Source organism: Streptomyces fumanus, from assembly GCF_014655295.1.
Lineage (GTDB): Bacteria > Actinomycetota > Actinomycetes > Streptomycetales > Streptomycetaceae > Streptomyces > Streptomyces fumanus.
This window is the reverse complement of the sequence record NZ_BNBI01000002.1, coordinates 275,307-301,212: the sequence shown is the minus strand read 5'-3', so window position 1 is coordinate 301,212 and position 25,906 is coordinate 275,307. Positions and strand designations below refer to the sequence as shown.

The following is a 25,906-nucleotide window of genomic DNA, read 5'->3' as shown; positions in this document are numbered from 1 at the left end:
TCACACCCGATACCTGTCAGGAATCCCGGTCCCGCCCGGTTCAAGGGGCGAATCCTCACCAGGAGCAGACAGGAGCAGGGACATGCGGCACCGCATCATCGTTCTCGGAGCCGGATACACCGGAGCCATCGCCGCCGGCCGACTCGCCAAGCGGCTGCGCCCCGAGGACGTCGACATCACCCTCGTCAACGCCGAGCCCGACTTCGTCGAACGCGTCCGGATGCACCAGCTCGCGGCCGGCCAGGACCTCAAGGCCCGCCCGCTCGCCGACATCTTCCGCGGCACCGGCGTCACCGTCCGGATCGCCAGGGTCACGGCGGTGGACACCGACCGCAGGACGGTCACCCTCGACGACGGCGGCGAACTGGAGTACGACTCCCTGGTCCACGCCCTGGGCAGCGGCTGGAACACCCAGGGCGTCCCCGGCACCGCCGAGCACGCCCACGACATCACCGGCCGCGCCGGGGCGCAGAGGCTGCGCGAGCGCCTGGCCGGCCTGTCCGCCGGGCAGCACGTCCTGGTGGTGGGCGCCGGCCTCACCGGTGTGGAGGCGGCGACCGAGATCGCCGAGGCCCGCCCGGACCTCGACGTGGCCCTGGCCGCCCGCGCCGGCCTCGGCGACTGGCTCTCGCCCAAGGGGCGCCGCCACCTGCGCAAGGTCTGCGACCGGCTCGGCATCACCGTGCACGAGCACACCCGGGTGACCGCCGTCGAGGCGGACCGCGTCACCACCGCCGACGGCACGGTCCTGCCGGCCGCGGCCACCGTGTGGACGGCCGGGTTCGCGGTGCACCCGCTCGCGCGGAGCACGTCGCTGAAGCTGGGCGACACCGGGCAGATCGTGGTCGACGAGACCATGCGCTCGGTCTCGCACCCCGAGGTGTACGCCGTCGGGGACGCCGCCCTGGTGATGGGCCCCGGCGACAAGCCGCTGCGGATGTCCTGCGCCTCGGGCGTGCCCACCGCGTGGCAGGCCGCCGACGCCCTCGCGGCCCGGCTGACCGGCGGCAAGGTCCCGCGGGTGCCGATCCGCTACTTCAACCAGTGCGTCTCCCTCGGCCGCCGGGACGGTCTGATCCAGTACGTCACCGCCGACGACCGCGCCAAGGACGCCGCTCTGACCGGCCGGATCGCCGCCGTCTACAAGGAGCTGATCTGCAAGGGCGCCGCCTGGGGCGTCGCCCACCCCACCCTCACCCCGACCCGCCGCCACCGCGTCACCGCCGCTCGGCCGGCGGCGCCGGCCAGGTCGGCGGCCTGATCCCGGCCCGGTGGAACGGGCCCGCGCGTCAGCCCGACCCGGTGCGGGCGCCCTCGGCGGCCTTCTCGGCCGCCCGGCGGTACTCGGCGTTGATGCGCTGGGCCTCTTCCAGTTGGTCCTCGAGGATGACGATGCGGCAGGCGGCCTCGATGGGGGTGCCCCGGTCGACCAGCTCGCGGGCGCGCGCCGCGATCCGCAGTTGGTAGCGGGAGTACCGGCGGTGGCCGCCCTCCGAGCGCAGCGGAGTGATCAGACGGGCCTCGCCGATGGCCCGCAGGAAGCCGGGCGTGGTGCCGAGCATCTCGGCGGCCCGGCCCATGGTGTAGGCGGGGTAGTCGTCGTCGTCCAGACGATCGCTGAGCGGAGTATCTGCTGCCATGTCACCTCGTAGTGCAACGCGTCGAGGGGCCCCGGTGCCGTGCAGCACCAGGGCCCCGAAGGAAATTGAACACCATCTGCCGGCCCTCGTGCTCGGCCGACCTTCTGTTTCCGCTACCCGGCCCGCTGGGGCCGGGGGTACGGGGATCGCGGCTGTGTGACCGGGGACCACCGTCCAATCCGGGGTCTTGCGGTACCCGGACCGGAGGCTTCCCGGACCGGGCGATCCTGATGGCGTCTGCTCCTCCGTCCTTGCTCGTACCCGTTGCCTGACTGCGCCGTGCGGCTCCGGCTGCGGGCTCCGGAGCCGCACGGACCTGCGAACTTCGCGTACTTCTCCCCGCCAGTTCGTGTCTGGCGGTCTCGCTGGACCGTGTCAACACCACAAACCTTAGGCGGAGGGATGACCAATGTCTACTCTGGCCAGAGTAGATTTTCTGCCGTGTCCGAGACGGTGTCAGGCGGCACCGGAGCGCGCGGAACGACGACGAGGGCCCTGCCGACGCGCGTCGGCAGGGCCCTCATCGGGTCTTCTGGGGGCGGTGACCCGCCCGGGACTCACACCACCGGATCAGCGGGCGAGGGAGGGGACGTCCCGCAGTCTGATCCGGTCCGTGTAGAGGGGGCTCTCCCGCAGCACGGCGAGCCGGGCCAGGGTGATCAGGCCCACGCTCTGGTCGTCCCCGTCGCAGAGCACGAGGCGGTCGACCCGGGCACCGGCCATCAGGGACAGCGCCACCTCGACCGTCATGTCGTCCCGCACCCGGGGCCCGGCCGCGCTCCCGCGCCGCGCCTCGTTCCGCCGGATCGACTGAACCGGCTGGACCGTCCGGACCAATGGGGTCGACGTCATACGTGCCTCCTGCGGGGATCGAGAACCGGTACGGGCGAGTGGAGCACCCTGGAATACAGCGAGCCGGGGCCCGCACCCCTAGGTGCGGGCCCCGGCTGCGAGGTATGCGTCAGCGCCGGATGATCAGGCGGGGACGATGTTCTCGGCGGTCGGGCCCTTCTGGCCCTGCGCGATGTCGAACGACACCTTCTGGCCCTCCAGCAGCTCGCGGAAGCCCTGGGTGGCGATGTTGGAGTAGTGGGCGAAGACATCGGCGCCGCCGCCGTCCTGCTCGATGAAGCCGAAGCCCTTTTCCGCGTTGAACCACTTCACGGTGCCAGTAGCCATTTTGTTTCTCCTTCGGAGGGCGGTATCAGAATTCACTCCGTGTGAATTCCGTGTCGCCGTGGTGATTACCCCGTCGGAAATTAACCCTCTGGCAACCACACCTGCAACTGGAACGACAGTAGCACGTTCCGATCGGCACTGACGATTCTCTCCTCGAATCCGCCCGGCGGGAGAAGGAATAGTCGGCGGGCGCCATACCTAATTCTCATTTCCCGAGCACAGATATTTTCGGGTCAGTGGTAGGCGTGCACGACCGCGTGGCCCTTGCCGCGGCCGATCATCCACTTGTTGACCGGCGTGGTGATCAGGAAGGCCACGGCGAAGCCGCCGAGCAGCGCGTACCAGAACAGCCCGTCCGCCAGGTGCGCGTCCAGCGCGCCCGGCACCAGGGCGACGATGCCGTTGTCGACCAGTTCCATCACCGCGATGGAGACGGTGTCGGCGGCCAGCGCGACCTTGAGGGCGGCCTTCGGGGAGACTCCGGCGCGGATCACCGCGGAGAGGGTGAGGGAGTAGCCGAAGACGAAGGCCAGGGCGATCGCGAGGACCATGGTCGGCGCGTTGCCCCACCCCAGCGCGGTGCCGATGACCATGCCGAGGATCTCGCCGATGGCGCACCCGGTGAGGCAGTGCAGCGTGGCCCGGACCGCGGTGGCCCAGGTGGCGCCGTGCGCGTGTCCGGCCGCGGCGTGTGCGTGGTGGGTGGAGTGGTCCATGACGTGCCTCCCCGTTCGACGTCCCGTGCGGAACCCGGCGGTCCTGCCCTCGGGAACGCTATACCCCCCCAGGGTATTCCGTCACGGGGTACCGGGCCGTTACTCGCCCGGCCCGTCGGCCTCGTCCTCCCGGCGCAGGCTGATCTCCACGTGCCCGTCGACCACCCGGGTGTCGAAGGCGGGCTGGGGCGCGGTGGCGGGGCCCCGGACGTTCCAGCCGTCCGAGAGCCGGAAGACGCTGCCGTGCCAGGGGCAGGTCACGCACCCGTCGGCGACCGTGCCCTCGGACAGCGGCCCGGCCAGATGGCTGCACCGGTCGGCCAGCGCGTGGAAGGCCCCGCCGGTCTCGCGCACCACCAGCACCGGTACGTCGTCCACGGAGCGCCGTACCGGCTCGCCGGCGGGGAAGTCGGCCACGGCGCCGACCCGGTGCCAGCCCTCGCTGACGACGTGCGGCACCTCCTCGGCGTGGTTGGCGCCGGACGCCTGCCGGTAGGCGAGGTGGCCGCCCAGCATCCCGCCGACGCCGACCGCGGTCAGCCCGAGGAAGCCGTACGCCCGTCCGGCGCCCTTCCGCCCGGTGACCCGGCACAACAGGGAGGCGCCGTACAGGCCCACCGCCGCCGTGTTGGCGACGGCGTGCACCAGGCCCACCCGGGTCTGCTCCCGGCGCAGCTCGGCCCAGTCGACCGCGCCCGCCAGCGCGGCCGGACCGGCCGCCGCCAGCCCGACGCCCACCAGGACGCCGGCCCCGCGGGACCGGCCGGGCAGCAGGTCGAGTACCGCGGCCGACAGCCAACTGCCCACCGGCACCTGCACCAGCAGGGGGTGCACGGGATGGCCGAGCCACCGGCCGTGCAGCGCGTCCCGCGCCGGGCCCAGCGGCAGCGACCGCACCTTGCGGGTCAGCGCGTCGATCGCGGCGTCCGCCCTGGGGTCCCGCTCCAGGGCGTCCAGCAGCGACAGCATCCGATTCTGGCCGATACGGCGACGACGACCTGGCTTCTCGCTCATGGGCGCAGGGTCCCCCGGGTCGGCGGGGGACAAACAGCCCTCCGCGCGGGCCGGCGCCGGGCACCCGGGGCGGCAGCGGTGACCGGCCGCCCCGCCCTGCCCCGAACGGATTCATGGTTTCAGCCGTTCGGCCCCCAACCGCCTCCGCGACATGAACCGGACGGGCAAACGTGGACTAACTTCCACGCGTCTGGATACGCACTGCCCGGCGCCCGAGACGGACCCCCTCGCGGCCGCCCGAGCCACGACACCCCTTCCCGCTTGCGATCGAGGACATCAATGGCGACACAAACGAGCGAGCCAACCTCCCTGGTACCGGCGGCGGAGGGCCGACGCAACTGGGGCCGGGTGATCGTCTCCTGGCTCACCACGACCGACCACAAGAAGATCGGTCACCTCTACCTGATCACCTCGTTCGCGTTCTTCCTGATCGCGGGCGCGCTGGCGATGGTGATCCGGGCGGAACTGGCCCGCCCCGGCATGCAGATCATCTCCCCCGAGCAGTACAACCAGGCGTTCACCATGCACGGCACGATCATGCTGCTGCTGTTCGCCACCCCGACCTTCGCCGGGTTCGCCAACGCGATCATGCCGCTGCAGATCGGCTCGCCGGACGTCGCCTTCCCCCGGCTGAACATGTTCTCGTACTGGCTGTTCCTCTTCGGCGGGCTGATCGTCCTCAGCAGCTTCTTCACCACGCAGGGCGCCGCCGACTACGGCTGGACCGCGTACACGCCGCTCAGCGGGGCGTTCCGCTCGCAGTACGTCGGCGCCGACCTGTGGGTCATGGGGCTGGGGCTGTCCGGGTTCGGCACCATCCTCGGCGCGGTCAACTTCATCACCACGATCATCTGCATGCGCGCGCCCGGCATGACGATGTTCCGGATGCCGATCTTCACCTGGAACGTGCTGCTCACCTCGGTACTGGTGCTGCTGGCCTTCCCCGTGCTGGCCGCCGCCCTGCTGGTGCTGGAGGCCGACCGGCGGTTCGGCTCGCACGTCTTCGCCCCGGAGAACGGCGGCGCCATCCTCTGGCAGCACCTGTTCTGGTTCTTCGGCCATCCGGAGGTCTACATCCTCGCCCTGCCGTTCTTCGGCGTGGTCAGCGAGATCATCCCGGTCTTCGCCCGCAAGCCGATCTTCGGCTACATGGGCCTGGTCGGCGCCACCATCGCCATCACCGGCCTGTCGGTGACCGTCTGGGCGCACCACATGTTCGCCACCGGGGCGGTGCTGCTGCCGTTCTTCTCCTTCATGAGCTTCCTGATCGCGGTGCCGACGGGCGTGAAGTTCTTCAACTGGATCGGCACCATGTGGCGGGGCTCGCTGTCCTTCGAACCCCCCATGCTGTGGGCGGCCGGGTTCCTCGTCACCTTCCTCTTCGGCGGCCTCACCGGCGTCCTGCTCGCCTCCCCGCCGCTGGACTTCCACGTCACCGACAGCTACTTCGTCGTCGCCCACTTCCACTACGTGCTGTTCGGCACGATCGTGTTCGCGATGTTCGGCGGATTCAGCTTCTGGTGGCCGAAGATGACCGGCACCATGCTCGACACCCGCCTGGAGAAGGTGCACTTCTGGACGCTGTTCGTCGGCTTCCACACCACGTTCCTGGTCCAGCACTGGCTCGGCGCCGAGGGCATGCCCCGCCGCTACGCCGACTATCTGGCCGCCGACGGCTTCACCGCCCTCAACACCGTCTCCTCCATCGGCGCCTTCCTGCTCGGCCTGTCCACCCTGCCGTTCCTCTACAACGTGTGGAAGACCGCCCAGCGCGGCGAGAAGGTCGAGGTCGACGACCCCTGGGGCTACGGCCGTTCGCTGGAGTGGGCCACCTCCTGCCCGCCGCCCCGGCACAACTTCGTCACCCTGCCCCGGATCCGCTCCGAGTCGCCCGCCTTCGACCTGCACCACCCGGCCCTGGCCCAGCAGGACCAGGCGGAGAACACCGGCCAGCGCGACGTCCTCGACCCCAGCGGGCACAAGGGGGACCGGTCTTGACCAGCGGCCGGGGCGGCGACCGGCACCCGTCGGTCGCCGCCGAGGCCGAGGGCTACCTGCTGGCACGCTCCCGGCACGACGAGGCGCTCCGCGACGCCGAGGCACTGTGCGCCCGCCTGCCCTGGCTCACCGGCGCCCAGGCGGACGACCTCACCCGGCAGTACGTACGGCAGCACATCGACCTCTCCCGCCGGATGCTCCTCGCCGTGCTCGAACGGGCCGACGGGCTGCGCCAGGAGTACGAACAGCGCTACGCCGACCTGCGCCGCCGCCTCCTCAAAGGCCACGCGGCCTGGGCCTGCGCCCTGCTGGCCGGGGCGGCCTGGGCGACCGCCTGCCTCGGCTGGACCACCCGCTGACCCGCAACCGAGCACCTCCCCACCCGCTTCGAAAGGAGACCGCCATGTCCGGCGGCCGACCCCAGCACATAAGCCTTCCGTCGATCTCCCGGCAGAGCACCGCCGAACTGGGCGGGCCGGGCAGCGTCCTGTGCCGGCAGCGGCGCGACCAGCCGAACTGGACCGGCTCATGAACGCCTATCTGGCGGCCGGCCCCGGCGCCCCGGCGCGCGACCGGCTCTGGCGGGACTTCGTCCAGCTCGTCTTCAGCCACGCCTTCGCCGAGGAGACGGTCCTGTGGCCGACGCTGCGCCGCCTCGCCCCGGACGGCGAGGAACTGACCCGCCGGGTGGAGGAGGAGCACCAGGCCATCAACGACCTGCTCGCCCGCGTCGAGAAGGACAAGGACGACCCCCGGCGCGAGGAGTGGATCGAGGAGGCGTTCCGCCTGGTGCGCGAGGACATCCGGGACGAGGAGGACCTGCTGCTGCCCCGGCTGCGCGCCGCACTGGACGACCGGAAGCTGCGCCGCGTCGGCGCGGCGTGGGAGGCCGTACGGCTGGCCGCCCCCACCCATCCGCACCCGGCCGTCTCCCGCCGCCCGCCCGGGAACGCCCTGGCCGGCGTGCCACTGAGCGGCTTCGACCGGCTGCGCGACCTGATCGCCGTGGACAGCCCCGCCGGCCGGCGCGCGGCCCTGGCCCTGGGCGCCCTCGCCGCCGGGGCGGCGGTGGCCGCCTGGACGAGGCGCACTGCCCGCCGCCGCTCGCGCTAGGCACGTACCGCCGGGAACGCCTTCGAGGACTCGCGCCAGGCACGTACCGCCGGGAACGCCTTCGGGGAGCGGTCGGTACGGACCGCTCCCCGGCTCAAGGACGTCAAAGACGTCAAGGACGGCGGCTCACGGCCGGTCGGTGGGGTACCCCGTCGCACCCGGACCCCGGCCGGCGGTGGTGCCCCGGTCCGGGGTCTTGCGCTTACGGGGGATGAGACCGAGCAGACCCAGCAGGCCGGCCAAACCCCACAGGCCCCATCCGCCACCGTCATCGTCGTCGTCGTGGTCGTCGTCCGGCGCCTGGACCGGCGCGATCCCGACGCTCTGCACGGTCGCTGTCCGCACCGACTCCGATGTCTGCGCCTCCGCGGCGACCGCGGCGGGTCCCGCGAGAAGGGCGGCGGTCAGAACAGCTCCGATCGTCATGCGACGCATGGCTCTCCTCCATGTCCCCCACGGCGGGGGCTCCGTCTTCCATCACCGGCGACGACACGGACGCCCGCAACACCGGAGCACCCGGAACGTCACCGCGAGCGCCGGAAGGTCCTGCGGTTACCGGGTTCGCGGGGTTCCGGGCATTGGGCCGAACGGGTGACAAGGCGAGGCCCGTGTGACCGCGTGGCTGAGGAGGCTCATGAGACGGACGGGACACCGCACGCCTACTGGGCGGTAGCGCGGCGTGGCACGATGGGTGGATGGACATCCTCCGCAGGAACAACGTCCGTGTGATGGGGCCGGAGCACGGCCGGCCCCTGGTGCTCGCGCACGGCTTCGGCTGTGACCAGAACCTGTGGCGGCTCGTGGCCTCCGGCCTGGCCGAGCACCACCGCGTCGTGCTCTTCGACTACGTCGGCTCCGGCCGCTCCGACCTGACCGCCTGGCGGGCGGAGCGCTACGCGAGCCTGGACGGATACGCCCATGACGTGACCGACGTGTGCGAGGCCCTGGACCTGCGGGACGCCGTCCTCGTCGGGCACTCGGTCAGCGCCATGATCGGCGTCCGGGCCGCCGCCGCGGCACCGGAGCGGATCGGATCGCTGGTCATGGTGTGCCCCTCGCCCTCCTACATCGACGACGCCGACTACCGGGGCGGCTTCAGCGCGGCCGACATCGACGAGCTGCTGGACATGCTGGAGTCGAACTACCTCGGCTGGTCCGCGGCCATGGCCCCGGTCATCATGGGCAACCCGGACCGCCCGGAGCTGGGTGCGGAACTCACCGACAGCTTCTGCGCGACCGACCCGGAGGTGGCGCGGGTCTTCGCCCGCACCACGTTCCTCACCGACGCACGGCAGGACCTGAAGACGGTCGCCGTGCCCACCCTGATCCTCGAGTGCGAGCAGGACGCCATCGCCCCCCGCGAGGTCGGCGCCTATGTGCACGCCGCCATCCCCGGCAGCCGCCTGGTCACGCTGCCCGCGATCGGCCACTGCCCGCAGTTGAGCGCCCCCGAACCCACCCTGGAGGCGATCACCATGTTCCTGGAAACCCTGGAGTGATGTCCCGCCCCGAGCCGGACCCTCCCGATCCCGGCTCGCACCTGCCCATCGACTCCGATGTCCTCGCCCTGCTGGAGGACAGCACGGAGGAGCTCTACGAGTCCGCCCCGTGCGGCTATCTGTCCACCTTGATGGACGGCACCATCGTCAAGATCAACCAGACGCTGCTGGACTGGCTCGGCCTCTCCCGGGACGAGGTCGTACGCCGCAGACGCTTCAGCGACCTGCTGACCGTGGGCGGCAAGCTCTACCACGAGACCCACTTCGCCCCGCTGCTGCGCATGAAGGGGCACGTCGGCGGCATAGCGATGGACATGAAGGTCACGGACGGCGAGAGACTGCCCGTGCTGCTCACCTCGACCGTGAAACGCGGCGCGGACGACCGGCCGCTGCTGGTCCGCACGACCGTCTTCGACGCCACCGACCGCCGCTCCTACGAGCGGGAGCTGCTGCGCGCCCGCCAGACGGCGGAGAAGGCCCGCCGGCAGGCGGAGGCCGACCGCGAGCGCCTGCGCGAGGCACTGGCCGTCCTCCAGCAGAGCCTGCTCCCGGCCAGTCTGCCGGCCGTGCCCGGGATGGAGACCGCCGTCCACTACCACACCGCCTCCCCGATCCAACTGGGCGGCGACTTCTACGACCTGTTCCCCCTCGGCGAGGGACGCTTCGCCTTCTTCCTCGGCGATGTCTGCGGCAAGGGCCCGCAGGCCGCGGCCGTGACCTCGCTGGTGCGCTACACCCTGCGCACGGCGGCCCTCCAGGGCCTGGGCCCCGAAGCCGTACTGTCCACCCTCAACACCGCGCTGCTGGACCGGTACGCCGACGGCGACCCGCGGTACTGCACCGCCGTCTTCGGCGTACTCGAACCCGGGGGCCGGACCGTCGGGGTGACCCTGGCCTCGGGCGGCCACCCGCCCGCGCTGGTGCTCCGGGCGGACGGGGCGGCCCAGTACCTGCCGACCCCCGCCGGCATGCTGGTGGGGGCCTTCCCCACGGCGTCCTTCACGACGGTCCGCACCACCCTCGGCCCCGGCGACACCCTGCTGCTCTACACGGACGGCCTCACCGAGGCACGTACCGGGTCCAAGGACGACCTGTACGGCTACGACGCCCTGCGCTCGTTCGTCACCGGCCTCGCCCCGGCCGGCCCGCACGACCTGATCGACGCCCTGACCGGCCTCCTCGTCGGCTTCGGCGACGGCCTGGAGGACGACACCGCCCTCCTCGCCCTGGGCCGCCCCGGCCCCGAGGCGCCGCCGCGCTGACCGAAGGGGGTGTACGTCTCCCGGGCGGCGGAGGTGGTCTGACCGGTGGCACGAATGGCGTTACGCATGACGGACTGCTTTCTCTGAAGTTCTCTGGGTTTCTGCGAGTTCCGGAAGACCCTGCTGCTCCGGGCGCGGCGGGACGCGCCGGAGCACGGCGGGTGGAAGAGGAAGTGGGCGCGGCGGCCCGACCACGTTCACCGTGGGGCCGGCCGTGCCGCGACGACTCAAGCCTGAGCCCTGCGGCGGCCCGTCCGCCACTTTCCCGGAGAACGCGGGACGCTGGGACGGGAAAACCGGCTCTGACCTGCACGGACACGCCTCCCCTGGGACGCCGGACGGAACGCCCGGGCAGGGCGCCGCCCGGCGGCCGGATGGGCGGCGCGGACGGGGCACCCGGTGCCGGGCCGGTGCTGTCACCGCCTGCCATTAGAGTGAGCCGATCATCGCCCGCGACCAGGTGCGGGGCGGTTCTCAGGGGAGAGGGCAGGGGGCCATCGATGTCCGTTGTTCGTGCGGGGTGGGTTCGAAGACATGCCGCGGCGGGGGTGTGCGGCGCGGCGCTGACCGCCTCGCTGCTCACGCCCGTGGCGACGGCGGTGCCGGACGGCGGTCCGGAGACGGTGGGGACGGTCTCACCGGCCCCGGCGCCCGACGCCGGGGCCGGCGCGGAGCTGGGGGACGGGAGTCGCGTCCGGCTCGTCGACGGCCATGACATCCAGGTCACCGGGGACACGGGCGGCGCCACCACCGGACCGCGTTACTCCTTCGCCGCGACGCACGGCACGGTGTCGGTGCGCCCCACGGCGAAGAGGGCGGCCGACCGCACGACGACCGAACTCCCGCTGACCACCCGTACCCGAGCCGCGCGCAGCACGACCGGTACGACCGGCAGGACCGGCACAGCCACGGCGGCGACCTACAAGGTCAAGCTGAGCATCACCAACGCCGACGTGGTGACCAAGCAGTTCTACGTCTGGAACCGCAAGACCTGGATGTCGTACGAGGTCGGCAGCGACACCCCCGGTGCCTCGGCGACGGTGAAACTGCCGCCGGGCGACTACTTCTCGGTCGCCCTGCACAGCGACTGGCGGCGGCCGAGCTATCTGCTCACCCGCACCTTCTCGGTCACGTCGGCGGCCAAGACGGTCACCTTCGACGAGCGCGCGGCCAAGGAGACCGCGATCCGCACCGACGACACCACCGCCACCCGCGACTCGTCCGCCGCGTGGATCAGCGTCCCGGGCGGCGGCCTGGCGGGCTTCGCCGGCGCGGGCTCCGAGAAGGTGTACGTCACCCCGTTCTCGGTGAGCGGCGTCTCGCTGCGGCTGCACGAGGTGCTCGGCAAGAAGGGCGCCTCGGCGAGCGTGCCGAGCCCCTACCGCTACGACCTCACCCACAGCTTCACCGGCACCGTGCCCGCCACGCCCGTCGTGAAGGTCCGCGCCTCATCCCTGGGGAAGACGGTCACGAAGGTGGCCGCCCCGGGCACCCGGACGACGGCCCTGCTGCAGAGCGCCCCGTCCCTCGGCGAGTGGACGGGTGCCCTGATCGGCGGCGCGGTACCGGTCGCCGGGTCGGTCACCGAGTACACCACCCCGGGCATCACCTACACCCGGATGCTGTTCCACGGCCCCGCCGACCTGGCCCTGAACCTCCCCGACCGCACGACGGCCGCCGGGACCAACGCGGGCGAGACCCTGGGCGCGGCGCCCTTCCAGCCGGTCCGCCGGGAGTGGGGCGGTTCGGAGCGCGGGTCGGGCAAGATCCGGCTGAGCGAGGCGCACGCCTTCGGCGACGCCGACGGCCACGCGGCCCTCGACCGGCGGGCGACGTACGCGTACCGGCTCGCCTCCGCCGACGGCGTCACCTACGCCCGGGCCGAGGGCCTCGACGCCTACGACACGCTCAGCTCGTCCGCCCTGCCGGCGCAGCAGCGGACGTACACCCTGGACCAGACCGTCCACCGCCGGGTCGCGTACGCGCGGCTCTCCACGGACGTGCGCAACGAGTGGACGTTCCGCTCGTCCTCCGACCAGAACGGCGAACTCCCGCTGATCGACGCCCGGCTGACCGTCCCGGACCTGGACGCCTACGGCCGCGCCGCGGCCGGCCCGGTCCGGATCCGGTCGAGCGCGGTCACCCGCGTCACCGACCCGGCCGAGGCGAACACCAGGGTCACCGGGCTCGCCTACTCCACCGACGACGGCGCCACCTGGACCGACCTGACCGTCGCCCCCGACGGCTCGGCGACCCTCGACCTGCCCGCCACCGCCGCCTATGTCTCGCTGCGCGTCACCGCCGCCGACGACCAGGGCGGCAGCCTCCGCCGCACCCTCACCCGGGCCTTCGCGGGCCCGGCCGGGCAGGGCGACGAGAGGGTGGGGTCGACCCGTGTCTCCGACATCGTGGTCAACGGCGGCAAGCGGGTCGAACTGACCGACGCGCCGCTCCAGGAGTTCACGGCCAGGTTCACCGCCACCGACCCGTCCGGCATCGCCGGCGGGGGCATGTACTTCTACAAGGGCTCGTACGACAAGCCCGACGCCGTGCTCTACGACACCTGGCCGGCGACCTGCACCCCGACCGGCGCGACCACCGCCACCTGCGAGACCCAGTTCGCCTACATCGAGCCGCGCTCGGCGCTCGGCCGCAACTCCCTGGCCGGCACCTGGAAGGCGGCGGTCTGGGCGGAGTCCGCGGACGGTACGGGCCTCGCCGACCTGCACGCCGCCAAGTCCGTCCCCGTGGTGCGGGACGCGACCCTGTCGGCCGGCGCGGGCCCCGAGCCGGTCGCCAAGGGCAAGACCCTCACCGTCACCGGCAAGCTGTCCCGGGTGGACTGGGAGACGCGCGGCGGCTACCACGGCTTCAGCGGCCAGAAGGTGAAGCTCCAGTTCCGCAAGAAGGGGACGGACGCCTACACCACGGTCAAGACGGTCACCACCAGCGACACCGGGACCCTGAAGACCACGGTCAAGGCGACGACGGACGGCTACTGGCGCTACGCCTACGCCGGTTCCACCACCACCGCCCCCGCCACCGCCGCGGGCGACTACGTCGACGTCCGCTGACCGGCCCCCGGCCGGCCGCGCTCCCGCGCGACCGGCCGGGAAGGGAGGGGCGACTACCAGGTGAGGGCGTCGGACGCGCTCTTCTGCCAGTACGTGACGGCGGCGGCGCTGTTGAAGAAGACGCTGCCGGGCAGCTTCACGGTCTTCTCCTTGCCGGTCGCGTTGCCCTTCTTGTTGGTCAGCGTGACGCCCAGCTTCTTCTCCTTGTGGCCGCCCTCGCCGTCGGGGGAGGACGTGATGATGCCGGCGTAGGCGGACTTGCCCGGCTTGAGCTTCACCACGGACTTCGGCTTGGACGCCTTCACCCACTGCAGCGGGGCCTGGGCGTCGGCACCGGCGCGCAGGAAGGGCGCCTTGTAGGCGTAGCAGGACTTGGACCCGGTGTTGGTCGCCTTCAGCAGCAGGTGGTTGACCGGACGCGACACCTTGGTGACGGTCAGCTTCACGTTCGAGGCGGTGCAGGTGGCGACGGAGGACGTCTGCTGCGGCGCGGCGGACGCGGTCCCCGCACCGGTGAGCGCGAGGGCGGCGGTCGCGACGACCATGGAGGTGGCGGCCGTGCGGGACAGGAGACGGGTGGCGCTACGCATGACGGACTGCTTTCTCTGCGGACGACCGCGCTGCCCGGGGCACGCCGGGGCACGGCACGTAGGTGGATGGGTCGAGCGCGGTGGCCGACCGTGTCCGGCGTGCCCCGTGCTGCGATGACCCAAGCCTGTGCCCTGCCCCGTCCCACCCGCCACTTCTCCGGGGATCCCGGGACGCTGGGATGCTCGGACCGGCTCTGACCTGCGGAAACGAGGGTGGTCTGGGATGCGCTCACGGGAGGACGACATCGCGGCCGGGCCCGCCCTCGAGGAGATCCTTGCCGGAGCCGCCCCAGATGACGTCGTCACCGCCCTCCCCGTCCAGGGTGTCGTCGCCGGAGCCGCCGAGGAGGAGGTCGCGGCCGTCCCCGCCCATGGCGTGGTCGTCGCCGGAACCCGCGTACACGGTGTCGTCACCGCCGTACCCCTCGAACATGTCGTCGCCCCGGCCGCCCCACATCCGCTGGTTGCCGTCGTCGCCCATCAGGTGGTCCATGCCGTCGCCGCCGTGCAGGGCGGCGGGCCCCATGACCATGTCGTCCCCCGCGCCGCCCAGCACCGTGCGCGCGGTGTGGGCGTGCAGTTCGTCGTCGCCGGGGCCGCCGCTGACGGTGCCGATCCCGGGGTCGAAGGCGGCGATCGTGTCGTCGCCGTCGCCGAGGAAGATGTCGATCCGGTCGGGACGGGCGCTGTCGGCGGGCAGTTCGCAGACGACGGAGGTGGTGTCCTCGGCTCTGGAGTACGCGCAATGGTCGCCCGGAGCGAGCGGGACCACGTCGGTGAAGCCGATCCGCCGGATCCCGTCGCTGGTGTACATGGGGAAGATGTTCAGGTCGTTGGCCTGTCCCGCGGCGGCGGTGAAGACGATCGACTGGGCCGCCCAGTCGGCGCCGACGCGGGCCTTCGCCTCGGCGGCGGTGGCACCGGTCGCCGGCCCGACGGCGAGGCCGGCGGTTAACAGGGTCACGGCGACCGCGCTGACGGCGGCTCGGTTCCGGTTCATGAGACCTCATCTCGGTGGGGTGACGGGTGGAGTGACGGTGAGCGGTGGTGGAGTGACGGTGAGCGGTGGTGGAGCGGCGGTGGGCGGCGGTGGGCGGTGGTGGAGCGGCCTGTTCGGCGTGGTGCTGCGGGACCGGGCGGCTCCGGTCGTCAAGGCAGTCTTCACGGCTGGCCGATTTCCGCAAGACCGCGAGGCGAGGGGATGTCAGAACGGACCGGTGCGCCTGCGGAGGCGCCGTCCGGGGCTCTTTTCGGCCACACGCATCCCCGTGGCGATGCCCCGCGAACACCCCCGCCCGGCCTCACCTCACGCCCGTAACCTCGCGTTCCGTTCCGGAAACGTCCCTGCCTCCCGACTCCCGTCGCTTGGCGTGTTCATGACTCATGGCTGTGATCAACTCGGTTTGTTTCATTGACATTTCACTCAGCGCGCCTACCGTTGGGAGCGCTCCCAATACAGCTTGCACTGGAAGGAGTTCCCCCCACATGCGCAAACAGAGCTCGTTAGCCGGGCGTTCGCGGTCGCCGTTCCGCCGGCCTCTCCAGGCACTCGTCATGTTGTTCGCCCTGGTCGCCGGCGCACTGACCTGGTCGGCCCCCGCCCAGGCGCACGGCACCATCATCAGCCCCGCCACCCGCGCGTATCAGTGCTGGAAGACATGGGGCAGCAACCACACGAACCCGGCCATGCAGACCCAGGACCCCATGTGCTGGCAGGCTTTCCAGGCCAACCCGGACACCATGTGGAACTGGATGAGCGCGCTCCGTGACGGCCTCGGCGGCCAGTTCCAGGCACGGACCCCCGACGGGACGCTCTGCAGCAACAACCTCTCGAGGAACTCCAGCCTGGACAAGCCCGGACAGTGGAAGACGACCAACGTCAGCAACAACTTCTCGGTCCAGCTCTACGACCAGGCGTCCCACGGTGCCGACTACTTCAAGGTCTACGTGAGCAAGCAGGGCTTCGACCCCAAGACCCAGACCCTGGGCTGGGGCAACCTCGACTTCATCACACAGACCGGCCGCTACGCCCCGGCGCAGAACATCACGTTCCCCGTCCAGACCTCCGGCTACACCGGACACCACATCCTGTTCGTGATCTGGCAGGCGTCGCACCTGGACCAGGCGTACATGTGGTGCAGCGACGTGAACTTCGGCTGACCCGCACAGCACCGCACCCGGCACCGGCCACCGCCAGACACCGGTGACCCCCCACCGCCCGACCGAGCCCCGTCGGGGCAGGAGACCATTCGGTCACCTGCTCCGACGGGGCTTCGCCATGATCCACACAGACCCGGAACCGGATGATCGCGGTGTGGGCGGCGGCCGTCGCGCCGCCGCCCACACCGCGGAACTACCTCGTTTCGACCTCGGCCATCGGGTTTTCCCCGTTCTCCAGGGCGTTCACCGCGTCCTTCCATGACGAGTCGCCCGAGTAGAGCCGGCTGCGCAAGTAGGCCCACACGAGAGCCCGCAGAGTCGCCACGCGCTCGGGATTCTCGTCGTCCGTCTCCGCCGCGTCGTATCCGGATATGCCACCGAAGAGGTGACCAGCGCCGTACATGGTCACCATGGTCTTGTTGCCGCCGGGGCTGGCCGAGTAGGCGTCAGCGCGGTAGCTGAGCCGGTCGGAGAAGTGGGGGTTGAGGTCCTGATCGCCCACGATGATCAGGGCGGTGCCCGTCATCTGCTCGAAGTCGGTGTAATACAGCACCGGGTAGTTCGTCTTGGCCCACTCGGCGAAGTGCTCGTCGTTGCCGATGCCCGGAGCTCCGATGAGCACTCCCGCCTTGACCCGGGAGTCGGAGAGGTCCTTCGGCCGGTCGTCGTCCGGGTCCAGCATCCGGGCGCCGAGGAGGAGGGAGACGGTGTTGCCGCCCAGGGAGTGTCCTACGGCGCCGACACGGTCCCTGTCGATCCGTCGTTCGGCGAGACCGGGGACGGCGGCCTCGATGTCGTCGAGGCGGTCGAGGACGGTGTGCATGTCGGTGGCGCGGTCACGCCAGAACAGGGGGGCGTCCCTGAGGCCGGTGTCGCGCAGACCGAGGGCCGTCGAGTCCAGGTGGGTCGGCTGGATGACCGCGAACCCGTGGGCGGCGAAGAAGTTCGCCAGCGGACCATAGCCGTTGTAGGAGGACAGGAAGTTGGCCTGCCCGTGCCCGTGGGACAGGAGGATGAGCGGCAGGTCGGTGCCGTCCGCGGGGACCGACACCTTGACCTGCAGCGGCACGGGCCGGCCGGGGACGTCGAGGGTGACCGGGTGGTAGGTGAGGACGGGCTGCGACGCGTTGACCGGGATGTCGGCGGCGTCGCTGTACGGCTTGCTCATCGGAGCCCTTTCGAGATCGGTGTCGACATAGCGCCTGTCGTGACTGGCGGCAGGCATGGAACCGGCGGTCGTGGCCGCGAGCCTGATGGGCCAGGAACGGCCGCCCGGCACCTGGGCCGGTGTGGACGGTGACCGCCGCAGTGGTGCACAGATCTCGTCAGGTGTTCGTCCCGCGGTCCGACGGCGGGGGGAGAGCGACTGACTCGACCTTCGACTGTCGCGCCTCCCTGGCCCGACGTCTGCGCTTGTCTCACCGGGAACTGTAGGATCGATCGAACGAGCCGAACTAGGGCGAAAATGACATGGCTGAGTCCGCGGCCGATGGGCGTCGCAGAAGAGCACGGTTCGGAGTCGAGAGCCTGGCTGTGCGCGTCGCCGATGGTGACTTCCCGACCGTGGTGAACAGCGGGTACACCGTCAAGATCACGCATGGCGGCTCCGCACCCCCTTTTCAGTACCTCGGGCGGACCCAGGGTCCCCCTGTCCCCGGCGCGGTGACGGTGATCGAGCCCCATGAGGTCGTGAGCTGCCTCGCTCAGGACAAAGCCGCCGCCGACGGCCAGGCCATCGTGCAACTGATGTTCATCGACGCCGGTCTCATGTCAGCCGGCGCAGGCCGGCCGCGCTTTCATGGGGTGACCTATGCGGACCGCAGCCTCTTCAACGGCATCGCCGCCTTGCACAGGGGCCTGGCGGACGGCGAGGACGAGTTGGATCTCGAGTCGTCGCTGACCAGCTTGCTCAACGTCCTGCTCGCCAGGCACGCGGACGCTCCCGGCGCAGCGAGTCCGACACTTCGTCCCCGAGCGCTCCGTCACGTACGGGAGATGCTCCACAGCCACCTGAACGCCAACATCACGCTCGATGCCCTCGCTGCCGTCGCCGGTTGCAGCAAACGCCATTTGATCAGGAGTTTCCGGCAGGCATACGGAGTTCCACCGCACCAGTACCGCACCCTGCTGCGCTTGGCCGGCGCCAAGTCCATGCTGGCAGCGGGACGATCCGTGGCAGAGACCGCCGCCGAGCTCGGTTACTGCGACCAGAGCCAGCTCAACCGGCACTTCCGGCGGGAGTTCGGCATGAGCGCAGGTGGCTACGCCAGGACCGTACGGTAGACCTGCGATGCCTCGGCTCGACTGCCCCCTTGCCGGCCCCATCCAGGACGGTGCGCTGCGGTCGGCTAGGGCTTTGACGTCTGACCTCATCCTTATCAGGACGATCACGGCACCCTGACAACCCGGCTACGGCACGCGGGCATCACAGCAAGTAGAAGAGTGTCATCAACCCCAGGCACACCACTCCGCTGGCCAGCCATGACATGACCTTTTTGGGGCTTGACGCATACGTCGGGTCCCAGCGTGCTGTGTTCCAGGTGGCGAAGGCACCCACAAAGGAGAACAACCCGATCAGACAGAATGCAGAACCGATGAAGAAGAACAGAACCCGCATATACGCCCCCAGCCACATCTGGCGATCTTCGGGAAGGGTATAGGTGCCGCACCGCACGGACAACGGATCCTCGTCCGGTGCGCTTGCTGACACCCCTTCTGTCTGTTCTCCCTGCTCAGCCCACCGTCTTCCCCGAGCACGGGAGGAAGTGGACTTCGCCCAGCGTCCGGGCGAGAAGAGGGCCCGGCTCTGGCACAGTGACGCGGACTGGGAGATGTTCCGCGTTGATGACCACTCGATCCGGCTCACGGCCCGGTGAATGGGATGATCACTGCCGCCGGCCTGATCATCAACCGCGAGGAGGCAACCTGGCTCTCCTCCTGCCTCGCGGCGTCCCGCCCTCTACGGCAGAAGCGCACCTGGCCACCTCCTGCGGCGGCTCCGCGCCCGGGTGCGGACGACGAAGAGCCCCCGCGACGGGCTCGGCGCCGGACGGGGCCGGGTCGGACGTCCGGCATAGGGTGCCCTCGGGAGTGCACAGGTCTTCCGCGAAGCACACCCTGTCAGGGGCCGACTGCCGTGCTTTCCCGGAGCGGTCGGCGTTCGGTCCTGGCTCACTTTCCGGGGGCTGGGCCGTACCACTGGAGGGCCTGGCCGGTGACGCCGGCGATGCACTCGAAGTCCCGGTCACGGTGGAGTAGGGTCAGCCCCTGCAACTCCGCCGTGGCGGCCACCACGAGGTCGACAGGTCCGGCGCTGCGGTGCTGTCCGCGCTGGGTGAGCAGCTCTTGAACCTGCCAGGCGCGGTCATAGGCGCGGTCGTCGACCGGTACCCACCCGAAGAGCAGGCGCATGTCCTCGAAACCCTGTGCGCGGTCGGCGGCGGAGCGCGCGCTGTAGAAGAACTCCAGCTCGGTGATGGGGCACGTGGCGATGAGTCCGGCAGATGCCGCCCGGTCCCATCCGTACTGCTCGGCGTCGCCGCGCAGCAGGCGGGCGAGTGCGCTGGTGTCGATCAGAAACTGCGCGGCGTTCACCGGCGGTAATTCCCCTTGTCCTCGAAGAGGTCGAGATCGAAGGCGCCCCCTTCGGCCGCCGCCCGCAGGCGGGTGAGCGCCAAGGCGCGCCGCCGGTTCTCCAGCACCTCGCGCAGGGCGGTGTTCACCGTCTCCTTCTTGGTGCTGGTGCCGAGGGCCTTGGCCACGTCCGCGACCAGTTGGTCATCAAGGTCGATCACGGTGCGGGTCATCAATGACACCTCCTGAGATATATCGCAACGCATCAATTATATACACTCGATCGATCCACTCGGAGTGTTAACCAGCGTGCATCCTGAAGCGGCAGGCCATGTTGGTCACGAACGCAAGGGATCGGAGAAATGTGGACAATTCTTGCCTTTTCTCTTGGCTTCGCTCCTTGCGCGTTAAGCGTGGCGGCCCGAGCAGTCTCATGAGCACTTCGAGTACTCATGAGACATCAGCGCGACGAGCTGCCTAGGCTCCTGCCCAACGAACGGCTATTCAGGGCTACTTCGAAGGGACTCGACGCGCCATGGGGAACAGCACGGGCGTGCCGGACGGCGATCGCCTTCTGACGCGTACGGAGATCGCGGCGATGGCAGGCGTGACACGCGCCGCGGTCACGACATGGGAGCGGCGGGCGGCGGACTTCCCGACCCCCCGGCGTACTGCCAACCAGGACTACTTCATCGAGTCCGAGATCCTCCGCTGGCTCGACGAAAGGCGGGTGCCGTCGCACCGCCGGACACGGCGGGAGGGCGAGCACACCACCTATGGAGACCGGATGCGGCGGCACGGGCCGGTCACCTCAGTCGCCCAGGAGAGGGCGGCCCGACAGCCCGCCGGGTCCGTACCCGGTCCCCGGGAGAGTCCTGATCCACGGGATGCCGAGATCGTCCGCGAACTCATGGGTCCCCTGGCCGAGCGAGTGGGAGGCGCGGACCGAGCGGTCGCCTACCTGAGTCTGCTGTCCGCGTTGCTCTTCCTGAAGGAGACGAGGCCGGGATGCTGGCAGAAGGTGCAGGCGTACGTCATGACCGGTGCCGAGCCACGGTCCAGCACGGCCCTGCTCAAGCTTGTCGGGGCGGAGACGGACTCGGTGCTGCTCGCCATGGGATCGCTGCCCGAGATGCAGGACGCACTCGCTCGGCTGGAGCCCCGGCGGTTCCAGGACCTCGCGCACGTCGTCCGACTGGTCGGTGCGCTCGGCCCTCATGCCTTCCAGTTGTTCATCGAGGAGTACGAGGAGCGCGCTCAGCTACGCAGCCGGGAGTTCTTCACACCGCTCCCGGTAGCGCGTCTGATGGCGGCGCTGGGACGGGCGGCCAGGAAAAGCTCCCCGAGCAGCGTGTACGACCCGTACTTCCGCGGCGGGGAACTCCTCGGCGCGGCTGTCGACACCGCCAGGTGGGGGAGGGACAGGCCCGGAGCCGCCGACGCTCCCTTGCCCAGGCTGCTGGGACAGACGCCGAAGCGGGCGACGTTGTCGCTGGCCAGCATGGGCCTGGCATTGCGCGGAGTCCCGTTCACCCTCCAACTGAAGACCCGAGGACGGCCCTGGGAGGAGAAGTGGCCCCAGGAGCAGGTCGATCTGGTCCTCACCAACCCGCCCTTCAACATGAAGGACACCTCGCAGGAGACCACGCGCACCGGGCACTGGCCCTATGGGGCTCCTCCGGTGGGCAACGACAACCTCGCCTATCCCCAGTACGCCTTGTCCGTCCTGGCTAGGGGCGGCCGAGCGGCGGTGGTCATGCCGAACAAGGCGGGCAACTCCGGGAACACGGCGGAGCGGGCGATCCGTCGGGCACTGGTGGAACAGGGTGTCGTGGAATGCGTTGTGGCGCTGCCCGACAAGCTCTTCTCCGGCACACCGGTACCCGTGTGCATATGGCTGCTGCGGCACCCGGCCGACGCCGATGACCACGTCCTGTTCCTGGATGCGCGTGACCTGGGCGTCATGCGGCGCGGCGGGCGCAGGGTGCTCGCTCACGACGACGTCCGAGCCGTTCTCGACTCGTACCTGGCTCTCAGCCCGAAGGAAGGACCCGTTCGACCGGACGGCCCTCCTCCGGCGTCCGTACCCAGCGCGCGCGTCGACAGGGAGGCGCTGCGCCGCAAGGACTACTCGCTCAATCCAATCGACCACATCGGCCGGCCGTCGGCCCCGGACTTCGGCACGGCCGGAATGGGGGAGGCGGAAGCGTGGGCCGAAGTGTCACGACTGAGGGAGAGATGCGCCGAACTGGACGAGCGCACCGCCGTCCTGCGCAACGAGCTGGAGACCGACCGGGTGCGTCAGGCACCTCGGCACAGGGCCACGCTCGTGGAGCTGTGCGAAATCCAGGCGGGTCCGTCGCACGCGCTGCTGGCGCCTCGGGACCGGACTCCGCACGGCGTGGTGCCGGTCGTTCTTCCCAAGCACCTGCGGAACGGGCGGGTGACCGACAGTGCCGACGACCGCGCCTCGCTGGAGCTCGCGGAACGGCTGACGCGCTACCGACTCGCGCCGGATGACATCGTCTGTGTCCGCTCGGGCGCCATGGGGCCGCCGGCCATGGTGCGGGGGGACCAGATGGGGTGGCTCATGAGCTCCAACGTGATCAGGCTCCGCTGCCGCCAGGGCGCCGGGGTCCTGCCCCGCTACCTTCTCGCCGCGTTGAGTCGTCCGGATGCCGTGAACTGGGTCAAGGATCGAGCGGCCGCCACCGCGGCTCCGTTCATCACCCAGGACGCACTGGGACGCCAGGAAGTCCTGCTTCCTCCCCTCGACGTGCAGCGAGAGATCGCCGAACTGCTGACGCTCCTCGGGGAACGGTCCGATGCCCACCGGGACCTGGCGGCAGCCATCACCCGCGCACGAGGGCTGCTTCTCGATCAACTGACGAGCGCCTCGCCCTCCTCTCAGGACAGCGAGAAGGAGCCCCGATCATGACCGCCAACGACTCCACGCGCCTGTCCCGCTCCGTCGTCTGGGCACTCTGGCTCCTGGTCATCGTGCTCTTCTCCACGCTGGTCGCCGTGTGCGTTGCCGCTTTGAAGTACGCGACCGGCACTGGCATCGCTGACTTGCTCCTTTATGCGGGGGGCGCATTCGGTGCGGCGGCCGGACTGTGCTTCGCCGCGGTGGGAGCAGTTAGGACGCTCCGGAACTGGACCGCGACGGACGATCAGCGGAATCAGCCGTGTGCATCGGCCGACACTAACCGGCCCACTGGCCCCGGTTGATGGCGGGCCGGGCCGGGCCTACCCGAGGCCGCTGAAGAGCGACACCGCGACACCCGACCCGCTGCGGACAACGAACAAACCCCAGGCCGCTGGCCTGGGGTTCTCTCTGGAGCGGGTGACGAGAATCGAACTCGCGCTCTCAGCTTGGGAAGCTGATGTTCTACCATTAAACTACACCCGCGTGACACACGGACGGGCGGTGCAGGGCCGCTGTCCGGATGCTCGCCTACTGTACCCCATCGCAGGCCCCCGGTGTTCGCGCCGCGGGGCCTGTGGTGTGTGACGGGGCTGCGGGGGAAAGGAGTTGGGGCGTACCGTGGAGGGGCCGGGTGAGGACGGGGTGCCGCCTGGAGAGTCGTCCCTTTGATCCCGTACTGTGGCTTTTGTCGTCAGGGCAGCAAGCCAGACGCGGTTCTTGGGGAAGGGACTTGAAGGACTTGATGGAGCGCACCGTCGTCCGCTGTGCCGATGGGCACGTGTTCAGCACCTCGTCGTTCCCGATGCAGAAGGCCGAGCGACTCGGCCCCGGGCGGCTCGTGCGCTGCCCGCGGTGCGCGCGGTTGCGCAGTGCCGTGCCGGTGAGTTTGGAGAAGCACTGATACCCCAGGTCGGGGACGTACCGGGCGCGCGCGGTGGCCGATTGTGGCTGCTTCGCGCGCCTTGCGTATCCTCGGGACGTGCTTCTCTCTGACAAGGACATCCGGGCCGAGATCGACGCCGGGCGGGTCCGCATCGATCCCTACGACGACTCCATGGTGCAGCCGTCGAGCGTCGACGTCCGCCTCGACCGGTACTTCCGGGTGTTCGAGAACCACCGGTACCCGCACATCGACCCCTCCGTCGAGCAGGTGGACCTCACGCGGCTGGTGGAGCCGGAGGGCGACGAGCCGTTCATCCTGCACCCCGGGGAGTTCGTGCTGGCCAGCACGTACGAGGTGATCTCGCTGCCCGACGACCTGGCCTCGCGGCTGGAGGGCAAGAGCTCGCTGGGGCGGCTGGGGCTGGTGACGCACTCCACCGCCGGGTTCATCGATCCCGGGTTCTCCGGGCACGTGACCCTGGAGCTGAGCAACCTCGCGACGTTGCCGATCAAGCTGTGGCCCGGGATGAAGATCGGGCAGTTGTGCATGTTCCGGCTCACCTCGCCGGCCGAGCACCCGTACGGCAGTGAGCGGTACGGATCGCGCTACCAGGGGCAGCGGGGGCCGACCGCCTCCCGTTCCTTCATCAATTTCCATCGGACACAGGTGTGAGCATGGGTGACGTTCGGGAGAATCTCAGCTACGAGCAGTTCGGCGTCGCCGTCCGCCAGCTCGCGCAGGCCGTGGCCGACGACGGGTACGAGCCCGATGTCGTACTCTCCATCGCCCGCGGCGGGGTGTTCGTCGCCGGCGGGCTCGCCTACGCGCTGGACTGCAAGAACATCCACCTGGTGAACGTCGAGTTCTACACCGGCGTGGGGACCACCCTGGAGATGCCGGTCATGCTGGCCCCGGTCCCCAACGCCATCGACTTCTCCGACAAGAAGGTGCTCATCGCCGACGACGTCGCCGACACCGGCAAGACGCTCAAGCTGGTGCGGGACTTCTGCCTGGACACGGTCGCCGAGGTGCGCAGCGCGGTGATCTACGAGAAGTCGCAGTCGCTGGTGAAGTGCGAGTACGTGTGGAAGCGGACCGACGACTGGATCAACTTCCCGTGGAGTGTCGACAAGCCGGTGGTGCGCAGGAGTGGGCAGGTGCTCGACGCCTGAGCGCCGCGGTAGGCGGTGAGGAGAAGAAGGGGCTCCCCGGTGTGCCGGGGAGCCCCTTCTTTGGCGGGTGGGCGCGGTATGCGCTCAGAAGGTGCCCAGCTTCACGATGGACAGCAGCGCGATGAGCTGGATCGCCGAGGCGCCGAGCGCCTTGGGCCAGGGGAGGTCGTGGGAGCGGGAGACCATCAGGGTGAGCAGCGCGCCGGCCGCGACCCAGGTGGCCCAGCCCAGGATCTGCACGAAGGAGGCGTCGCCGCCCGCGAACATCGCGACGACCAGGCGGGGCGCGTCCGTGAGGGACATGATCAGCATGGAGAGGCCGACCGTCGGCTGCCAGGCGCCGTCGCCGCCGAGCTGGCGGGCCAGGGTGTGGGTGACCACGCCGAGGATGAAGGCGGACAGCACCATCGCCACGGCGGTGACCAGGACGATGGGCACGGCGTTCGACAGCGTGGCGTTGATGGCGTCCTCGCGGGCGCCGTCGAAGCCGAAGACCGCGAGCAGGCCGTAGAGGAAGCTCACGACGAGGGCGGGGCCCCACATCGTGTAGTCCCGCATCTGCAGGAAGGTCTGGTTGGGCGCCAGGACGATGCCGCGCAGCAGGTCCTTCCAGTGCAGCCGGGGGCCGACCGGGCCGGGCGGCGGTGCGGCGGACCCGGCGCGGTAGGTGCCGCCCTGGGTGTAGGGGTCCTCGCCGACCGCGAACGCCTGGGTGTGGCCCGGGTTGTTGGCCGCGTACGGGTCGTACGGGGCGCCGCCCTGGGGGTGGCCGCCGTCGCCGAAGTACTCCGGCTCGCCGTGGTCGCCGGCCGGGGCGCCGCCGTGCGGGCCCGGCCAGGGGCCGCCGGGGACGGTGCCGCCGCCTCCGTACGGCTGCGGGTACGGCTGTGGCGCCGGCGGGTAGCCGTACGACGGTCCCGGCGGCGTCTGCTGTCCGTGCGGGGGGTGTTGCGGTCGCGTCTGACGAGCGCCGTTGTCCCGGCCGCGTCCGATCCTGAATCCAGCCACGCCTTCGAACGTACCTGGTCCCGGAGAGTGACGTGCCCGGGCCCGCGTCCCGGGGGCGGCTTTGCGGCCGAGCTGTGACATCCCCTAGGGGGTTGC

The 25,906-nt window shown here is 70.5% G+C and carries 27 protein-coding genes and 1 tRNA gene; 14 read left to right on the top strand and 14 right to left on the bottom strand.

Annotation, left to right across the window (positions count from 1 at the left end):
- Positions 1-82: 82 nt before the first annotated feature.
- Positions 83-1,261, top strand: coding sequence for an NAD(P)/FAD-dependent oxidoreductase (locus IE316_RS05575; protein WP_190202994.1), 1,179 nt, complete (start codon positions 83-85; stop codon positions 1,259-1,261).
- A gap of 28 nt (positions 1,262-1,289) precedes the next feature.
- On the opposite strand, the gene IE316_RS05570 is transcribed toward IE316_RS05575, so the two are convergent.
- From IE316_RS05570 to IE316_RS05550, 5 genes are all read right to left on the bottom strand, one after another.
- Complete coding sequence (locus tag IE316_RS05570) at positions 1,290-1,640, bottom strand: MerR family transcriptional regulator (protein ID WP_190202993.1); 351 nt, start codon at positions 1,638-1,640, stop codon at positions 1,290-1,292.
- A 570-nt stretch (positions 1,641-2,210) separates the two neighbouring features.
- On the bottom strand, positions 2,211-2,390 hold the full coding sequence (locus tag IE316_RS36170) for a CBS domain-containing protein (protein WP_373311094.1): 180 nt from the start codon (positions 2,388-2,390) through the stop codon (positions 2,211-2,213).
- A 225-nt stretch (positions 2,391-2,615) separates the two neighbouring features.
- On the bottom strand, positions 2,616-2,819 hold the full coding sequence (locus IE316_RS05560; RefSeq protein ID WP_028799214.1) for a cold-shock protein: 204 nt from the start codon (positions 2,817-2,819) through the stop codon (positions 2,616-2,618).
- Between the two features lie 233 nt (positions 2,820-3,052).
- Positions 3,053-3,535: a DUF4396 domain-containing protein gene (locus IE316_RS05555; RefSeq protein WP_190202991.1), complete on the bottom strand. Its 483-nt coding sequence runs from the start codon at positions 3,533-3,535 to the stop codon at positions 3,053-3,055.
- Between the two features lie 99 nt (positions 3,536-3,634).
- Positions 3,635-4,549, bottom strand: coding sequence for a Rieske (2Fe-2S) protein (locus IE316_RS05550; protein WP_190202990.1), 915 nt, complete (start codon positions 4,547-4,549; stop codon positions 3,635-3,637).
- 279 nt (positions 4,550-4,828) lie between these two features.
- Here IE316_RS05550 and ctaD point away from each other — a divergent pair, with 279 nt between their 5' ends.
- Genes ctaD through IE316_RS05535 form a run of 4 tightly spaced genes read left to right on the top strand, consistent with a single transcriptional unit; the run spans position 4,829 to position 7,660 of the window.
- Positions 4,829-6,547 carry an aa3-type cytochrome oxidase subunit I gene (gene ctaD, locus IE316_RS05545; RefSeq protein ID WP_190202989.1) on the top strand — a complete coding sequence of 573 codons (1,719 nt, stop codon included), beginning with the start codon at positions 4,829-4,831 and terminating at the stop codon, positions 6,545-6,547.
- The gene (locus IE316_RS05540) at positions 6,544-6,906 is read left to right on the top strand and encodes a hypothetical protein (RefSeq protein ID WP_190202988.1); all 363 of its coding nucleotides are present in this window, start codon (positions 6,544-6,546) and stop codon (positions 6,904-6,906) included. The genes ctaD and IE316_RS05540 overlap by 4 nt, the downstream gene beginning before the upstream one ends.
- Before the next feature lie 44 nt (positions 6,907-6,950).
- Complete coding sequence (locus IE316_RS35895; RefSeq protein ID WP_268257628.1) at positions 6,951-7,079, top strand: hypothetical protein; 129 nt, start codon at positions 6,951-6,953, stop codon at positions 7,077-7,079.
- Positions 7,076-7,660, top strand: a complete 585-nt coding sequence (locus IE316_RS05535; RefSeq protein WP_229910207.1) for a hemerythrin domain-containing protein — start codon at positions 7,076-7,078, stop codon at positions 7,658-7,660. Before IE316_RS35895 ends, IE316_RS05535 begins: the two co-directional genes overlap by 4 nt.
- A gap of 126 nt (positions 7,661-7,786) precedes the next feature.
- Here the strand turns inward: IE316_RS05535 and IE316_RS05530 are convergent, their stop codons facing one another.
- Positions 7,787-8,086: a WGxxGxxG family protein gene (locus tag IE316_RS05530; RefSeq protein WP_190202987.1), complete on the bottom strand. Its 300-nt coding sequence runs from the start codon at positions 8,084-8,086 to the stop codon at positions 7,787-7,789.
- 269 nt (positions 8,087-8,355) lie between these two features.
- On the opposite strand from IE316_RS05530, the gene IE316_RS05525 reads away from it, so the two are divergent.
- From IE316_RS05525 to IE316_RS35890, 3 genes are all read left to right on the top strand, one after another.
- Entirely contained in the window at positions 8,356-9,159 is an 804-nt protein-coding gene (locus IE316_RS05525; RefSeq protein ID WP_190202986.1) for an alpha/beta fold hydrolase, read from the top strand.
- A complete protein-coding gene (locus IE316_RS05520; RefSeq protein WP_190202985.1) occupies positions 9,159-10,421 on the top strand; it encodes a PP2C family protein-serine/threonine phosphatase in 1,263 nt (420 codons plus the stop codon). Before IE316_RS05525 ends, IE316_RS05520 begins: the two co-directional genes overlap by 1 nt.
- 500 nt (positions 10,422-10,921) lie before the next feature.
- A complete protein-coding gene (locus IE316_RS35890; protein WP_190202984.1) occupies positions 10,922-13,495 on the top strand; it encodes a molybdopterin-binding protein in 2,574 nt (857 codons plus the stop codon).
- A gap of 53 nt (positions 13,496-13,548) precedes the next feature.
- On the opposite strand, the gene IE316_RS05510 is transcribed toward IE316_RS35890, so the two are convergent.
- Both IE316_RS05510 and IE316_RS05505 read right to left on the bottom strand, forming a co-directional pair.
- Entirely contained in the window at positions 13,549-14,085 is a 537-nt protein-coding gene (locus tag IE316_RS05510) for a DUF4232 domain-containing protein (protein WP_190202983.1), read from the bottom strand.
- A gap of 229 nt (positions 14,086-14,314) precedes the next feature.
- On the bottom strand, positions 14,315-15,085 hold the full coding sequence (locus IE316_RS05505; RefSeq protein WP_190202982.1) for a calcium-binding protein: 771 nt from the start codon (positions 15,083-15,085) through the stop codon (positions 14,315-14,317).
- Positions 15,086-15,570: 485 nt separating this feature from the next.
- On the opposite strand from IE316_RS05505, the gene IE316_RS05500 reads away from it, so the two are divergent.
- Positions 15,571-16,245, top strand: a complete 675-nt coding sequence (locus IE316_RS05500) for a lytic polysaccharide monooxygenase auxiliary activity family 9 protein (protein ID WP_491591181.1) — start codon at positions 15,571-15,573, stop codon at positions 16,243-16,245.
- Between the two features lie 193 nt (positions 16,246-16,438).
- On the opposite strand, the gene IE316_RS05495 is transcribed toward IE316_RS05500, so the two are convergent.
- Entirely contained in the window at positions 16,439-17,413 is a 975-nt protein-coding gene (locus IE316_RS05495) for an alpha/beta hydrolase family protein (RefSeq protein ID WP_190202980.1), read from the bottom strand.
- A 302-nt stretch (positions 17,414-17,715) separates the two neighbouring features.
- Here IE316_RS05495 and IE316_RS05490 point away from each other — a divergent pair, with 302 nt between their 5' ends.
- Positions 17,716-18,528 (top strand): helix-turn-helix domain-containing protein, encoded by an 813-nt coding sequence (locus tag IE316_RS05490; RefSeq protein ID WP_229910206.1) that lies wholly within the window; start codon positions 17,716-17,718, stop codon positions 18,526-18,528.
- A gap of 142 nt (positions 18,529-18,670) precedes the next feature.
- Here the strand turns inward: IE316_RS05490 and IE316_RS05485 are convergent, their stop codons facing one another.
- The 3 genes from IE316_RS05485 to IE316_RS05475 all read right to left on the bottom strand — a co-directional run bounded on the left by IE316_RS05485 (position 18,671) and on the right by IE316_RS05475 (position 20,051).
- Positions 18,671-18,955, bottom strand: coding sequence for a hypothetical protein (locus IE316_RS05485; protein ID WP_190202979.1), 285 nt, complete (start codon positions 18,953-18,955; stop codon positions 18,671-18,673).
- A 461-nt stretch (positions 18,956-19,416) separates the two neighbouring features.
- On the bottom strand, positions 19,417-19,839 hold the full coding sequence (locus tag IE316_RS05480; RefSeq protein ID WP_190202978.1) for a PIN domain nuclease: 423 nt from the start codon (positions 19,837-19,839) through the stop codon (positions 19,417-19,419).
- Positions 19,836-20,051 (bottom strand): type II toxin-antitoxin system VapB family antitoxin, encoded by a 216-nt coding sequence (locus tag IE316_RS05475; RefSeq protein WP_190202977.1) that lies wholly within the window; start codon positions 20,049-20,051, stop codon positions 19,836-19,838. The genes IE316_RS05480 and IE316_RS05475 overlap by 4 nt, the downstream gene beginning before the upstream one ends.
- Positions 20,052-20,353: 302 nt before the next feature.
- Between IE316_RS05475 and IE316_RS05470 the strand changes: the two genes are divergently transcribed.
- Together IE316_RS05470 and IE316_RS05465 are read left to right on the top strand one after the other, a co-directional pair.
- On the top strand, positions 20,354-22,756 hold the full coding sequence (locus tag IE316_RS05470) for a type I restriction-modification system subunit M/S (RefSeq protein WP_190202976.1): 2,403 nt from the start codon (positions 20,354-20,356) through the stop codon (positions 22,754-22,756).
- Positions 22,753-23,049 carry a hypothetical protein gene (locus IE316_RS05465; protein ID WP_190202975.1) on the top strand — a complete coding sequence of 99 codons (297 nt, stop codon included), beginning with the start codon at positions 22,753-22,755 and terminating at the stop codon, positions 23,047-23,049. Before IE316_RS05470 ends, IE316_RS05465 begins: the two co-directional genes overlap by 4 nt.
- 107 nt (positions 23,050-23,156) lie before the next feature.
- On the opposite strand, the gene IE316_RS05460 is transcribed toward IE316_RS05465, so the two are convergent.
- Positions 23,157-23,230: transfer RNA gene (locus tag IE316_RS05460), tRNA-Gly, on the bottom strand.
- Positions 23,231-23,726: 496 nt separating this feature from the next.
- On the opposite strand from IE316_RS05460, the gene dcd reads away from it, so the two are divergent.
- Both dcd and IE316_RS05450 read left to right on the top strand, forming a co-directional pair.
- On the top strand, positions 23,727-24,302 hold the full coding sequence (dcd, locus tag IE316_RS05455) for a dCTP deaminase (RefSeq protein ID WP_190202974.1): 576 nt from the start codon (positions 23,727-23,729) through the stop codon (positions 24,300-24,302).
- Positions 24,303-24,304: 2 nt separating this feature from the next.
- Positions 24,305-24,802: a phosphoribosyltransferase gene (locus IE316_RS05450; protein ID WP_190202973.1), complete on the top strand. Its 498-nt coding sequence runs from the start codon at positions 24,305-24,307 to the stop codon at positions 24,800-24,802.
- Positions 24,803-24,886: 84 nt separating this feature from the next.
- Here the strand turns inward: IE316_RS05450 and IE316_RS05445 are convergent, their stop codons facing one another.
- Positions 24,887-25,891, bottom strand: coding sequence for a Yip1 family protein (locus IE316_RS05445; protein WP_190202972.1), 1,005 nt, complete (start codon positions 25,889-25,891; stop codon positions 24,887-24,889).
- Between the last annotated feature and the right edge of the window lie 15 nt (positions 25,892-25,906).